This is a genomic window from Candidatus Latescibacter sp. IFSED24, assembly GCF_058273205.1.
Genome location: NZ_CM177850.1, coordinates 99,474 through 113,000, shown reverse-complemented (window position 1 = coordinate 113,000; position 13,527 = coordinate 99,474). Strand labels below are relative to the sequence as shown.

13 protein-coding genes are annotated in these 13,527 nt (G+C 67.8%); 5 read left to right on the top strand and 8 right to left on the bottom strand.

Annotated features, from left to right (window positions below; genetic code table 11):
• The first annotated feature begins 29 nt into the window (after positions 1-29).
• The 3 genes from IFSED24_RS00460 to IFSED24_RS00450 are packed head-to-tail and all read left to right on the top strand — an operon-like array spanning position 30 to position 2,633.
• Complete coding sequence (locus IFSED24_RS00460; RefSeq protein ID WP_491333258.1) at positions 30-656, top strand: CPBP family glutamic-type intramembrane protease; 627 nt, start codon at positions 30-32, stop codon at positions 654-656.
• A gap of 4 nt (positions 657-660) precedes the next feature.
• The gene (locus IFSED24_RS00455) at positions 661-1,935 is read left to right on the top strand and encodes a hypothetical protein (protein ID WP_491333257.1); all 1,275 of its coding nucleotides are present in this window, start codon (positions 661-663) and stop codon (positions 1,933-1,935) included.
• Entirely contained in the window at positions 1,932-2,633 is a 702-nt protein-coding gene (locus tag IFSED24_RS00450; protein ID WP_491333256.1) for a DUF6320 domain-containing protein, read from the top strand. The genes IFSED24_RS00455 and IFSED24_RS00450 overlap by 4 nt, the downstream gene beginning before the upstream one ends.
• 60 nt (positions 2,634-2,693) lie before the next feature.
• Here the strand turns inward: IFSED24_RS00450 and IFSED24_RS00445 are convergent, their stop codons facing one another.
• Entirely contained in the window at positions 2,694-3,572 is an 879-nt protein-coding gene (locus IFSED24_RS00445) for a TraB/GumN family protein (RefSeq protein WP_491333255.1), read from the bottom strand.
• Between the two features lie 147 nt (positions 3,573-3,719).
• On the opposite strand from IFSED24_RS00445, the gene IFSED24_RS00440 reads away from it, so the two are divergent.
• The gene (locus IFSED24_RS00440) at positions 3,720-4,778 is read left to right on the top strand and encodes an NAD-dependent epimerase/dehydratase family protein (RefSeq protein WP_491333254.1); all 1,059 of its coding nucleotides are present in this window, start codon (positions 3,720-3,722) and stop codon (positions 4,776-4,778) included.
• 73 nt (positions 4,779-4,851) lie between these two features.
• On the opposite strand, the gene hflC is transcribed toward IFSED24_RS00440, so the two are convergent.
• Together hflC and hflK are read right to left on the bottom strand one after the other, a co-directional pair.
• On the bottom strand, positions 4,852-5,784 hold the full coding sequence (hflC, locus tag IFSED24_RS00435) for a protease modulator HflC (protein ID WP_491333253.1): 933 nt from the start codon (positions 5,782-5,784) through the stop codon (positions 4,852-4,854).
• Positions 5,781-6,785, bottom strand: a complete 1,005-nt coding sequence (gene hflK / locus IFSED24_RS00430) for an FtsH protease activity modulator HflK (protein WP_491333252.1) — start codon at positions 6,783-6,785, stop codon at positions 5,781-5,783. Before hflK ends, hflC begins: the two co-directional genes overlap by 4 nt.
• 186 nt (positions 6,786-6,971) lie before the next feature.
• Between hflK and IFSED24_RS00425 the strand changes: the two genes are divergently transcribed.
• Complete coding sequence (locus tag IFSED24_RS00425; RefSeq protein ID WP_491333251.1) at positions 6,972-7,553, top strand: superoxide dismutase; 582 nt, start codon at positions 6,972-6,974, stop codon at positions 7,551-7,553.
• A 62-nt stretch (positions 7,554-7,615) separates the two neighbouring features.
• Here the strand turns inward: IFSED24_RS00425 and IFSED24_RS00420 are convergent, their stop codons facing one another.
• From IFSED24_RS00420 to IFSED24_RS00400, 5 genes are read right to left on the bottom strand one after another with little or no spacing between them, the layout of a single operon-like run.
• Positions 7,616-8,941, bottom strand: coding sequence for a sensor histidine kinase (locus IFSED24_RS00420; RefSeq protein WP_491333250.1), 1,326 nt, complete (start codon positions 8,939-8,941; stop codon positions 7,616-7,618).
• The gene (locus IFSED24_RS00415) at positions 8,938-10,314 is read right to left on the bottom strand and encodes a sigma-54-dependent transcriptional regulator (RefSeq protein WP_491333249.1); all 1,377 of its coding nucleotides are present in this window, start codon (positions 10,312-10,314) and stop codon (positions 8,938-8,940) included. Before IFSED24_RS00415 ends, IFSED24_RS00420 begins: the two co-directional genes overlap by 4 nt.
• A gap of 2 nt (positions 10,315-10,316) precedes the next feature.
• Positions 10,317-11,546, bottom strand: a complete 1,230-nt coding sequence (locus tag IFSED24_RS00410) for an ABC transporter permease (protein ID WP_491333248.1) — start codon at positions 11,544-11,546, stop codon at positions 10,317-10,319.
• Positions 11,543-12,790 (bottom strand): ABC transporter permease, encoded by a 1,248-nt coding sequence (locus IFSED24_RS00405; protein ID WP_491333247.1) that lies wholly within the window; start codon positions 12,788-12,790, stop codon positions 11,543-11,545. The genes IFSED24_RS00410 and IFSED24_RS00405 overlap by 4 nt, the downstream gene beginning before the upstream one ends.
• Positions 12,784-13,521, bottom strand: a complete 738-nt coding sequence (locus IFSED24_RS00400) for an ABC transporter ATP-binding protein (RefSeq protein ID WP_491333246.1) — start codon at positions 13,519-13,521, stop codon at positions 12,784-12,786. The genes IFSED24_RS00405 and IFSED24_RS00400 overlap by 7 nt, the downstream gene beginning before the upstream one ends.
• Positions 13,522-13,527: the final 6 nt, after the last annotated feature.

Here is a 13,527-nt window from a genome sequence, read left to right as displayed (position 1 = left end):
ACGCCCAGGCTCAGCCCCAGGAGAGGATCATGACCACGGCACGCTGGGAGGTCACCGCCGTCCTGCTGACCGGCCTGGGCAACACCCTGCTGGCCGACTGGCTCGGGTGGCGTCTGGCCTTCATCGCCGGAGCCTGCCTGTTCTGGACGGGCTTCGTGGTCGTGCGCGCGGCCAGGAACTCCTCGGTCCTGGCGCAGTGGGGCTTCACCACGCGAGGTTTCGGCCGGAGCGTCAGACTGCTGCTGCCGGCCCTGGTGGTGTCCGTGGTCGGCTTCGCCACCTTCGGACTGCTCACCGACCGCCTGGTCATGAACTCGCACCTGTTCTTGATCTGCCTGCTCTACCCGATCTGGGGTCTCGTCCAGCAGTTCCTCGTGGTGGCACTGGTGGCGGACAACATCAAGAAGCATATACGGCTCCCGGATCCGGCGATCGTCTGCCTGACCGCGCTGGCCTTCGCCGCGGTCCACAATCCGTCGCCGCCGCTCGTGGTGGCCTCATTCGTCCTGGCCCTCATCACCACCTCGGTCTTTTTCCGGACCCGCAACCTCTATGCCCTGGGCTTGTTCCACGGCTTGTTCGCCACCGCTCTCTATTACTTTGCTCTCGGCCAGGATCTCTGGAGGGAGGTGATCGGTGCTCCTCTGTGGCCATGATCCCATGCGAAACGATGGACAGCAGGAATGGTTGACGCTCGACAATGCCGCGAGGATCTACCCAGCATCGCTCGCCGATTGGTCTCCCGATGTCTACCGCGTTTCCGTGACGTTCAAGGCTCCCATCCGTGTCTCGCTGCTCCAGGACGCACTGCGGACGGTGTTCCCGCGGTTTCCCTATTTCCAGGTCCATCTCGAGCGCGGTCTTTTCTGGTACTACCTGCAACGGGATGACGAGATTCCCCGCCTGCATCCCATGAGCGGCGTGCCGGTCTCCGTGATGCCGGTTCACTGGGGCAGCCGCCATCTCCTGCGGGTGCAGGCACGCGACGCCACGATCGCCGTGGATTTCTCGCACGTCCTGACCGACGGCGCCGGCGCCATCCGCTTCCTCGGAACCCTGGCCACCGAGTACCTGCGCCTGCAGGGCGTGCGTGTCACCAGCTGGGAACCCTTTCTCGATCCGTCTACAACGCCGTCTCCCGGCGAGTACGAGGACGCCTACAAGCGGTATTGCGACCCCCGCCTGCCCGCGCCGACCAGTCTGTCGAGGGCCCGCCACCTTCCCGACGCGGCCCAATCCCGATCCCGGGTCATCACCGGGCGCTTGCCGGTGGGCGACGCTCTCGACCTGGCCCGCCGACACGGCGTCAGCCTCACCGAGTATCTGGTCGCGCTCTACATGCACGCGCTGGTGCAGGTCTGCGCGTCCACGGGTGGTGACGAGACCATCGTGCGGCTCGAGGTACCCGTGGATATGCGCCGGCACCACCCCTCGGAGACCATGCGGAACTTCTCCCTGTTCGCGTCTCCCGAGATCGACATGCGCCTTGCGCCCTATGACTTCGACGACATCGTCCAGAGGGTGCATCACAGCCTGAAGCTGCTGACGGACCGTCGCGAACTCGACCGGCAGATCGCCCGCAACGTGCGCGTCGAACAGAACCCGCTCGTCCGGATCCTGCCCCTGTTCCTGAAGGATCTGCTGTTCTCGTACGTGCGCGAACGGTTCGGCGAAGCACCCTATTCCGGCGTGCTCTCGAATCTCGGCCGGATCGCCGTGCCGGAGGAGATCGATGACCACATCGAGTCCTTCGGTGTCATGCTGGGACCGAATCCAAGAATGAAGAAGAATTGCGCGGTCCTCAGCTTCCGCGACGACCTGTTCATCAACTTCGGCAGCGTCGTCGAGAGTCGGGAACTCGAGAGGATCTTCTTCACGCACCTGGCCCGGGCCGGGATCCGGGTCATCCTGGCCGAGAGGAGCAGCGAACCATGATCCTATGCAGTCATTGCGGCGTGGAGGTCGAGGACGGCCTGCAACGCTGTCCGCTGTGCCGCCGTTCGCTCGAGCCCGGGCTGGACCATGAGGAATCGCCTCCGGCGCCGCCCAGGCGCGACGTCCAGGCAACCAACCGACGCCTCCACCGCTGGCTGCTGGAGGTGGTCTCCCTCTTCGCTCTGACCAGTATCCTGGTGGTCTTTGCGGCCGACCTCGCCACCGGTTTCGACATCACCTGGTCGCGCTATCCGCTGACATCCATCGGGTTCACCTGGCTCTCGGCAATCCTGCTCATCCTCTGGGTGCACCGCACCTGGATCTTCCTGCCAGCCGAGATCATCACCACCGGACTGTTCCTCTTCATCCTGGATCGCTTCACTCCCGGCACGACCTGGTTCCTGCCCCTGGCCTTCCCGCTGACGGTCCTGATCGGCACGGTGCTCGCATTGACCCTCGTGGTCGTCAGGAAACGGCGCCTGTCGCCCTTCGCCAACATCGCCACCGTGCTGTTGGCCTGCGGCGTGTTCGTCATGGGGCTCGAACTGCTGCTCAACCGCTATGCGGATGGCCACTGGCAGCTCAGGTGGTCGGCGGTGGTGTTCGCCTCGCTATTGCCCATCGTCGCGCTATTGCTCTACCTCCGCAGATGGCTCGGGCAGAGACAGCAGGAACTGCGCAAGCTCCTGCACCTCTAGGCTGGAACATCTCTGGATCAAAATCCGTGCGGCCAAGATTCCCGGAGCGGTGCGGTTTGCTCAGCGCACCTGGGCCACTGTCCAGCCCGCCTCGGCCAGGAGCGCCGGCACCCCGTCGTCGCCGCAGAGGTGCATGGCGCCGACGACCACGAACCAGCGTCCCCGCCGATTCGCCAGGCGGTCCGCCATGCCGCGATTGCGCTTGACCAGCAACTCCTCGTGGAAATCCACCAGCCGCGGATCGTCGCCGAAATCCTCGCGGTAGACCGCCTCCATGGCCTCCGGATCGCCCTCGCGCCAGGCCTGCAGCAAACGATCCAGCATGGCCTTCATCTCGTCGGTGCTCTCGGTGAGAGCCTCCTCCAGTAGCAGGGCGTCGATCACCGAATCGGGCCCGAAGATCAGCGCCACCTGCTGCTCCGGAGTCTCCAGCGACACCACCGGACGGTCGGCCTCCATGGCGCGCGTCAGGAGATGCATGTCCACGCCCTGCAGCGCGTCCAGACCCAGCTCGCCCATCACCGACTGCATCATCGTCACCGCCGCGAGCCCCGGCCGCATCCGCGGCAACATGGCGGCCATGGTCGAGCCGGCCACGCGTTCCTGGAGGATCGCCCACGTCTCGGCCGAGACGTGGTCCTGGAGCGACTCGTCCGCCGGATACATACCTTCCTTCATGACCAGCAGCGAGGTCCGCATGGCGACCCGGGGATCGGCCACGTTGATCTCGCAGGCGATGGTGTCGGCGCCGGTGAAGGCCGCCTCCAGGCGGTCGTCCAGCGGATACCAGTCGGCCTGTCCGGCGTGGATGCTGCCCAGGAGATGGAGCGTGGCCCCTTCGCGGGTGGCGGTCCAGCAGAAGAGCGGATCGTCGGCGGCCCAGCCCGTCAGCGGCGTCAGCGTGAGCAGCAGGATCAGCAGCAGGATCGGACGGGGCATGGCACAGGCCTCCGGCTCGAGGTTGTGGAATCACGGGAACACCCTATCATACACCCTTCGCGGCGCCCATCTTCTTGCCGAGACGGCTCGCCGGCGTCATCTTTCCCGTTCGCATCGTCTGCTGGACACCGGCCAAAGGATCATGACGTGACCGACCCCGCCTTCCGCTTCCAGCGCTGCCTCGTCACCGGCGGCGCCGGCTTCCTCGGCATCAACCTGGTGCGCTACCTCCTCGACCGCGGCCACGAGGTCGTCACCCTCGACCTGGCGCCCTTCGACTATCCCGAACGCGACCGCATCACCGAGGTGATCGGCGACATCCGCGACCGGGCCGCCGTCGATCGCGCCGTCCAGGGCTGCGACCTGGTGGTGCACTGCGCCGCCGCGCTGCCTCTCTATTCCGCCGAGGAGATCCGCACCACCGACGTGGAGGGCACGCGGACCGTGCTGGCGGCCGCGCTCGCCGCGGGCATCCAGCGCGTGGTCCACGTCTCGAGCACCGCGGTCTACGGCATCCCCGACCACCATCCGTTGCTCGAGGACGATCCGCTCGAAGGCGTTGGCCCTTACGGCGAGGCCAAGGTCGCCGCCGAGGAAGTGTGTCTGGAGTTCCGGCCCCGCGGCCTGACCGTGCCCATCATCCGGCCCAAGTCGTTCATCGGGCCCGAGCGTCTGGGCGTCTTCGCGCTCTTCTACGACTGGGCCATGAGCGGCCGCGGCTTCCCCATGATCGGCAGCGGCGACAATCGCTACCAGCTCTGCGACGTCGAGGACGTCTGCCAGGGGATCTACCTCGCCGCCACCGGGCCGGTCGAGGCCGTGGACGACGTCTTCAACATCGGCGCCCGCGAGTTCACCACCATGAAGGAAGACTACCAGGCGGTGCTCGACGAGGCCGGCTTCGGCAAGCGGATCCGCGGCTTCCCCGCCGCGCCGGTGATCTGGACGCTGCGACTGCTCGAGGCGCTCAAGCTCTCGCCGCTCTACAAATGGGTCTACGAGACCGCCTCGGAGGACTCGTTCGTCTCCATCGAGAAGGCCGAGCGCGTGCTGGGCTTCGATCCACAGTACTCGAACAAGCAGGCGCTGGTGCGTAATTACCGCTGGTACCTCGAGCACGTGGACGACTTCGCGGGCGCGTCGGGAGTCTCGCACCGCGTGCCGTGGAAGCAGGGGATCCTGCAGGTGGCCAAGCTCTTCTTCTAGGCCCGGCGGTCCGCAAACAGCGCGGCCCGTCCCCCGGGGGACGGGCCGCGCTCTCTTGCCGATGCGGTCCGGACTACTTGCTCGACTTCAGGTATCGATAGTAATCCGAATCGGTGGACAGCACCAGACGGCTACCCTTGTCGATGGTCGCCGGATAGCTCTCCATGGTCATCAGGAACCCGTAGAAATCGCGCGCCTCGGGGGAGCGGTTGTAGGCCGCGGCATAGATGCTGGTGGCCTCGGCATCGGCGCGACCCTTGATCTCCTCGGCGGTCTTGTAGGCGCCGGACTGGATGCGCAGGAGCTCGCGCTCCTTCTCGCCAGAGATGCGGCTGGCCTCGCCCTCGCCCTCGCTGCGGAAACGATCGGCGATGCGCTTGCGCTCGGCGACCATGCGCTCGTAGACCTTGCGCTGGACTTCCTCCACGTAATTGATGCGCTTGAACTGAATGTCGAGGATCTCGATGCCCAGGTCGCCGGTGCGCGTCTGGGCGTTGCTCAGGATCTCCTCGCGGATGTCGCCCCGACCGGCCGCGATGGGCACCAGGGTGACCTCATCCTCGGCCTCGGCCTCGCTGCGCTGGGCGGTGCGGTTGGTCGAACGCACCACCTCGACCACGTCGTACTTGGCGATGGCGTTGCGGGTCTCGCCGTCGAGGATGTCGTCGAGGCGAGTCTGGGCGCCGCGCTCGTCGCGCAGGCGCTGGAAGTAGAGCAGCGGATCGGTGATGCGCCAGCGCGCGTAGGTGTCGACCCAGATGAAGCGCTTGTCCTTGGTGGGCAGCTGGTTGGGATCGCCGTCCCACTCGAGGAAGCGCTTCTCGAAACGGTTGACCTTCTGGATCATGGGAATCTTGAACTTGAGGCCCGGAGTGTCGACGGGATCACCCACGGGTCGGCCGAACTGGGTGATGATCACCTGCTCGTATTCGCTCACCACGTAGAGCGACCCGAAGACGGCGATCAGGCCCACCAGCACCACGAGGATCAACAGGATGCGGTTCATCGCTCACCTCCCTGGCTGCTCGGGGCATCGAGATTGAGCAGTGGCAGCACGCTCCGCAGCTCGCCGTCCACCACGACCTTGCTGTCGACCTGGGGCAGAACCTGCGCCATGGTCTCGAGGTAGATGCGCTTGCGGGTGACCTCGGGAGCCTTGCGGTATTCCTCGAAGAGCGCCACGAAGCGGGCCGAGTCGCCACGCGCCCGGTTCACGCGCTCGAGCGCGTAGCCCTCGGCCGCCTGGATCGTCTGCTGCGCCTCGCCCAGCGCGCGCGGAATCACCTTGTTGTACTCGGACTGCGCCTGGTTGATGAGCTTCTCGCGCTCCTGCTGCGCCTCGTTGACCTCGTTGAAGCTGGGCTTCACCGGGTCGGGGGGATTCACGTCCTGCAGCACGACCTGGTCCACCGAGATTCCGATCTCGTACTGGACGCAGAGTTCCTGGAGCGCCACCTGGACCTCGCTGGCCACCTCGGCGCGGCCCACGGTGAGCACCTCGTTGACGGTGCGGTCGCCGATGACCGAACGCATCACCGCCTCGCTCATGTAGCGGAACGTGGCCTCGGGGTTGCGTACCCGGAAGCTGAACTGGTAGGGGTCGACCACCCGGTACTGGACCACCCATTCCACGAGGGCGGCGTTGAGATCGCCGGTGAGCATGTTGGCTTCCTCTGCGTATGCGCGGGTGGCGTACTGGGAGCGGACGCCGGCCTTCACGGTCCGGAAGCCGAACTCCTCCTTCCACTGCCGCTGCACCTGGACCTTGCGGACCTGCTCGATGCCGAAGGGCAGCTTGAAGGCCAGACCGGGGTCCGTGCTGCGGACATAGCGGCCGAAACGGAGCACCAGGGCGGTCTCCTCGGGTTCGACGGTGTAGAAACTGGTGAAGGCCAGGATCAGCACCAGCACGCCCACCAGCACGTTGCGAATCAGTTTCTTGTTGGGCTGTGGCAGCCTGATCTCCGGCCCCTGAGGCGAGTCGTCGAAACGACCTGGGTCGCTCATCGCAATCCTCCGCGTTGGGGAATACTCTCTCTCTGGGCGCACCATACACCGCGTCTGGCAGGAGAGCCAACCCCAATCGGACACTGGAGCCTGGCGGTGTCGGGGGCCCCTCCTATCATGTGCATGTCGGAGGTAACCGCAACCCACGGGGTTTATTCGCCCCGGTAATTCCAGAGGAGGCTGACCATGGCTTTTGAGCTGCCCGACCTGCCCTACGCCCACGACGCCCTCGCGCCGCACATCTCCCGGGAAACCCTCGAGTACCACCACGACAAGCACCATGCGGCCTACGTCAACAATCTCAACGGGCTGGTTCCTGGCACCGAGTTCGAAGCCAAGTCCCTCGAGGACATCGTCAAGACCGCGCCCGCCGGCGGCATCTTCAACAACGCCGCCCAGGTCTGGAACCACACGTTCTACTTCAACGGCCTGAAGCCCGGCGGCGGCGGCCCGGCCACCGGCGCTGCGGCCGGGGCCATCGAGGCCAAATTCGGCAGCTTCGACGCGTTCAAGGAGGCGTTCACCAAGTCCGCCGTCACCAATTTCGGCAGCGGCTGGACCTGGCTCGTGCGCACCGCCGGTGGCGATCTGGAGATCGTCAACACTCAGAACGCCGGCTGCCCGCTCACCGACGGCCACACCCCGCTCCTGTGCATCGACGTCTGGGAGCACGCCTACTACGTGGACACGCGCAACGCGCGGCCCAAGTACATCGAGAACTGGTGGAACCTGGTGAACTGGGACTTCGTGAACAAGAATCTCGGCTAGCGCCCGGGCCCTGCTTTATCATCGCGAACCCCCGCGGACTTCGGCCCCGGGGGTTCGTCTTGTCATGAACCCAGGTCCCCCGCTGGGAACACCACGGTGAAGACCGCGGTCCCGCCGCCGCCGTTCTCCAGCGAGAAATCGCAACCATGGCCCAGCAGGATCTCCTGGACCAGCGTCAGGCCGATCCCCTGTCCCCCGCTCTTGGTAGTGTAGAACGGCGTGAAGAGCTGGTCCAGGACCTCGGCTGGCACACCGCCGCCGGAATCGATCAAACGCAACCGCGGCCGGCCGTCCTGGCGGTCGAGCCGCACGGTGACCCGGCCGTCTCGCCCCACGGCCTCCAGGGCGTTCTTGGCCACGTTCAGGAGTGCCTGTTCGAGCTGGACCGCGTCGGCGAGCACCGGAAGGTGTTCGTCCGTCACCGACCAGCGCCACGTCACGTGCCGGCGCACGCTCTCATGATCCAGCAGGGCGACGGTCCGCTCCACGATCTCACGGAGATCACACGGCGCCAAGTTGGGTGCCGGCAGACGGATCACGTCGGCGAATCCCTGGACGAAGCGGTGGAGGTTGCCCGTCCGCGTCAGCGCCACCGCCACCGCCTCGGCGAAATCGTCGCGGTCGGCGGCGCGGAGCTGTTCGCGGTACTGCAGGCACGACTCGAGAAGCGAGCCCACGGCACCGGCCGTGTTGCCGACCTCGTGGCTCACCATGCGGATGAGCTTCTCGTAGGCCGCCTTCTCGGTCCGGTGCAGTTCGTCGGTGAGTTCGTCGACCAGCAGGAACCGCCGCGCGAAGCCGCGATCCATGAAGGTCAGGACCTGGCAGCGGACCCGGCGCCGCCCTTGCAGGCGGATCAGTTCGGTCTGGCCCTCCTCGAGTCGCGACAGCGCCGCCGCCAGCGGGGAGCCCAGCTCGGCGAGCCGCTGGCCCCGTACGTCGCGGGCGCCGTCGCCCAGCAGCGCGCGGGCCGCCGGGTTGGCCATGGAGATGCGTCCGTCCAGGTCCAGCGTCAGGATGCCCGCGGGCGACGCGCCGACGATGCGTTGCAGGAAGTGCTCCTGCTCCTCGCTGCGGATGCGCTCCTCGCGCAGGTGGTCGGCCATCTGGTTGTAGACGCGGATCAAGGGATCCAGCTCGACGTGACCCACCTCGCGGAAGCGGGTGGTGAAGTCGCTCTCACGCAACAGGTCGACCCCGCTGCGCACCACGCGCAGGGGACCGAAGAGGCGCTGCAGCAGGGACAGGCCCACGACCAGGCTGACCACCACGCCGACCTCGAGCGCCAGCAGCGACGGGCCGCTCGAGCGCAGCAGCCAGCCCGCGATCCCGCCCAGGACCACATGCACCAGGACGAGATGGACCGTCAGGCCGCGCCGCAGGCTCACGACCGCATCCCGTATTTCTCGAGCCGGCGGTAGAACGCCGCGCGGCTCAGGCCCAGCGCCTCGGCGGCGCGGCTGACGTTGCCCTGATGGTGCTCGAGGCTGCGGGTGATCATGGCGCGTTCGAGGTCGTCCAGGGTCATGCTACCCACCGGAGGCAGCTGGGCGTCGGCGGGCGGTGCGGCCGGTTCCATGGTCTCGGTGCTCGTGAACGCGGCCGCGGTCAGGACGTCGCCGCCGGCGATCAACAGGGTGCGCTCGACCAGGTGCTTGAGCTGGCGTACGTTGCCCTGCCAGCGCTGGCGTTGCAACCAGGCCACGGCGTCGGCCGACAGCGCCGGCAGCGGCACACCGTGGGCCGCCGCCGCACGGGCGGTGAAGTGCGTGGCCAGCCGGGGAATGTCGTCGCGCCGCTCGGCCAGCGGCGGCAGCGCCATGGTGATCAAGTTCAGGCGGTAGAGCAGGTCCTCGCGAAAAAGGCCGCGGCCGACCTCGGCGGCGAGATCGCGGTTGGTGGCCGCGATCACGCGCACGTCCACGGTGCGGGTCTCGCTGCTGCCCAGGACCTCGAAGCTGCGGTCCTGCAGCACCCGCAGCAGCTTGACCTGGCAGCGCGGGTCCAGCTCGCCGATCTCGTCGAGAAAGATGGTGCCGCCGTCGGCCTTGCTGAAGCGGCCCTCCCGGTCGCGGTGGGCGTCGGTGAAGGCGCCGCGCACGTGGCCGAACATCTCGCTCTCGAAGAGCGTGGGCGCCACGCCGCCCAGGTTGACCTTCACGAAAGGTCCGCCGGCGCGGCGGCTGTTGCGGTGGATGGCCTCGGCCAGCACCTCCTTACCGGTGCCGCTCTGGCCGGTGATGAGGATCGAGGCGTCGGTGGGCGCCACGCGGCCCGCCAGCGCCAGGATCCGGCACAGCGCGGGGTCGGCGCCCACGAGGCCCGACAGGTCCAGCGCGGCATCGAGTTCCTCGCGGGTGGGATCGGCCGGTGTCTCGTCCGCGGCCAGTTCCAGCGCCGTGCGCACCGCCTGGATCAGCCGCTCGTTGCTCCAGGGCTTGGTCAGGAAATCCACCGCGCCGGCCTTCATGCCGGCCACGGCCAGGTCGATGTTGCCCCAGGCGGTCATCAGCAGGATGGGCAGGTGCGGCCAGCCGGCGTGGATCCGCGCCAGCAAGTCGAGCCCCTCCTCGCCGGTGGTGGCGCGGGAGAAGTTCATGTCCTGCAGGACCAGCGCCACCGGCCGGCGCTCGAGAACCGCCAGAGCCTCGGCGGGTCCCGGCGCCCGGAGCGGGGTATAGCCGTGCTGCTTGAGCAGCAGCGCCAGCGAGGTGGTCACCGCGTGGTCGTCGTCGACGACGAGCACCGAGGGTCCGCTCATGGCTACTCGCACTGCAGGGCCCGCGCGGGTTCGATCCGCGTGGCCAGCCAGCTGGGGTACAGGCCGCAAACGATCACGAAGACGGACAGCAACACCGCCGACGCCACCGCCGCCAGGACCAGGACAGGATACCCGATGGAGCCGGTCATGCCCAGCAACGGTGCCTGGAAGAAGAGGAGCGTCCCCAGGGCCACCGCCACCGCGGTGAGCCCCAGCAGCTCGGCGATGATCTGCCCGCGCACCCCTTCGTTGGTGGCGCCCAGCGCACGGCGCAGGCCCATCTCGCGGGTGCGGCGGATCACCGCCTGCCAGAGCACACCCACTAGGCCCAGGCCGACCATGACGATCAGGAAGCCGGCCACGATGCTCGCCAGCAGGAGCGGCATGAGGGTCTGGGTGCGTGCCTCGTCCTGGCGGTCGGCGTAGCTCTCCACGGTGTAGTTCCAGTCGGGCCCGATACCGCGCAACGTGACCAGGAGCGTCTCCTCGAAGGCCCGCGGAGTGCCCGGCGCCACGGTGAAGACGATGTTGCTCCAGGTGGTGTAGTCGCGACCGGGTCGATTGACCGAGAAGGCCGCATGGATGACCGGGTCCCCCAGGCGTCCGTCCCGCCGGTAGGCCGAGACCAGGCCGACGATGCGGCGGATGTCCTCCGGCCCGTCCACTTCGCGCGGCGTGCCGTCATGCTCGGTGACGGGCATGAGTTGACCCAGGGGATCCTCATCGCCGAAGAGGTTGCGGGCCAGGTCGCGCGTGATGACCACGGGTGTGAAGTCGAGCAGCTCGTCGCCCTCCTCGAGCCAGCGGCCGGCCACCAGCTCGAGCGCCAGCACCTCGCGCGCCGCCGGGTCGACCACGACCTGGTCCATGCTGACGGTCCGGCCCGCGATGGTCGTGGCGGTGATGGACCGGGACCCCGCGAGCGGCGAGTTGAAGACCAGGGCCGCCTGCTCGACCTCGGGCCGGTCGGCCACCGCGCGCCGCATGTCGCGGACCATCTCGCCCAGGCGCGCCTCCTCCTCGTCGGAGACGTCCAAGAACGGGATGCCGTCGATCTCCACCTCCCAGCGCCGCTCCACCGCAAAGCCAAGCGGCTGCCGCCAGCGGTGCAGCGCGTCCAGGCCCATGGTCGTCACGGCGCAGAGGACCACGAAGCAGGCTAACAGCTCCACCAGGATCAGGCCGTTGGCGCGCTTGCGGTTCCAGATCAGCTTCAGCACGTGCCGGGTCATCGCAGACCTCCTCGCAGGGCGTCCACCGGGTGCTGCATGGCCATGCGCCAGGCCGGCCAGACGCCGGACATCAGGCCGAAGAACACCGCCAGCAGCAGCGCCCAGCCGAAGAGGCGCCAGTTCAGGCTCATCTTCACCACCACGTGATCGGGCACCAGGGCGGGCATGACCGCCATCACCGCGCCGGCCAGCAGGAGCCCCAGCAGGCCGCCCAGCAGCGACAGGAACACGTTCTCCACCACGAACTGTCCCACCAGATCGCCCGACGAGGCGCCGAACGCCTTGCGCACCCCGATCTCGGTGCTCCGGTCCCAGATGCGGCTGAGGTTGATGTTGACCAGGTTGACCGCCGGCAAGCTCATGAACAGCACAGCCAGGCCGGCGACGATGGCCAGGAAGCGGGCCACCGCCACGGGTGCGTCCTGATCGACGCCGGCCATGGTCTGGACCGTGCGCTCGAGGCGGGTCAGGAGCCGGGACTCGGCCTGGTCGTAGCGATCGGGGTCGGGGTACTCGATCCGCTGGAGCCGCTCCTGGAACGCGGCCTTGACCGCGTCGAAGTGGGCGGGGTCGTCCACCAGGAAGGCGGCCGAGAAGCCGGAGAGCAACGAGTCGCGCCAGTCGTCCGCCGGGATGGCCGACAGCGGCGCCCAGATGTTGGCCCGCGCCATCTCCAGGTAGATGGGCACCGTGGGCACCACGCCGACCACCTGGAAGGTGCGCGCGCCCAGGGTCAGGGACCGCCCCACGGCGGGTTCCCCGCCGAAGAAGCGATGCCGAGTGCGCTCATCGATGACCACGACCCGGCGGCCGGCGGCGTCATCGGCCGCGTCGAAGGCATGGCCTTCGAGGAACTGGAAGTCGAGCACGCGCCAGTAGGCGGCGTCGACGTAACAGAGGTCCGAGGCGATCTTCTGGCCACCCAAGAAGCTGGTCACGGTCTCACCGCTATTCTTGACCGCCATCGCCTGGACGTGCGGGAGATCGCGGCAGTAGCGGTCGAGCAGGAGATAACCGGCGCTCGAGGAGATGTCGGTCTTCTTGCCCCACATGTGGACGCGCCGGAGCATGAGCACGTGGTCGAACCGGCCCTCGGGCGTACGCGGCACCACGGTGTGGTCGAACTGGGCGGCCACCAGCAGCAGCACCGCCAGGGTGACGCTGATGCCGAAGAGGCTGACGAACGTGAAGAACTTGCGCCGCGCCAGCACCCTCAGGGTGATCTTCAGGTAGTTGCTCAGCATGGCTCCTCCTGGTGCACCTGGCGACCGTCGAAGAGGCGCAGGGTGCGCCGGGTGCGGTCGGCCTGGCGCTGGTCGTGGGTCACCATGACCACGGTGACGCCGGCGTCGCGGTTGTACTCCTCGAGCAGGTCCAGGATCTCGTCGCCCATCCGGCTGTCGAGGTTGCCGGTGGGCTCGTCGGCTAGCAGGACGGCCGGAGTGCCGACGATGGCGCGGGCCACCGCGACGCGCTGCTGCTGGCCGCCGGAGAGCTGGCCGGGGAAGTGGTGGCGGCGGCTGTCCAGACCAACCCGGGCGAGGGCCACCTCGGCCATGCCGCGGCGGTCGTGTCCCGGCAACCGGCGGTACAGCAGGGGGAGCTGGACGTTGTCCAGGACGTCGAGATCGGGGATGAGCTGGAAGGTCTGGAAGATGAAGCCGATGGTCTCGTTGCGCAGCCGGGCGCGCTCGCGATCGCCGAGGTGGGCGGTATCGCGGTCGCCGATCACGACCCGACCGCCGCTGGGCGCGTCGAGCAGGCCGAGGATGTTGAGCAGGGTGCTCTTGCCCGAACCGCTGGGGCCCATGATCGAGACGAACTCGCCGGCAGCGATGGACAGGTTCACGTCGCTCAGGGCGATGGTCTCCACGCGGTCGGTCCGGTAGACCTTGCGCACGTCCCTGAGCTGGAGGCCCTGGCCGATGCCGACGGGCGTGCGGTCGATGGCGGCGCTGGCGATGGAATCGTTCATGTCTGG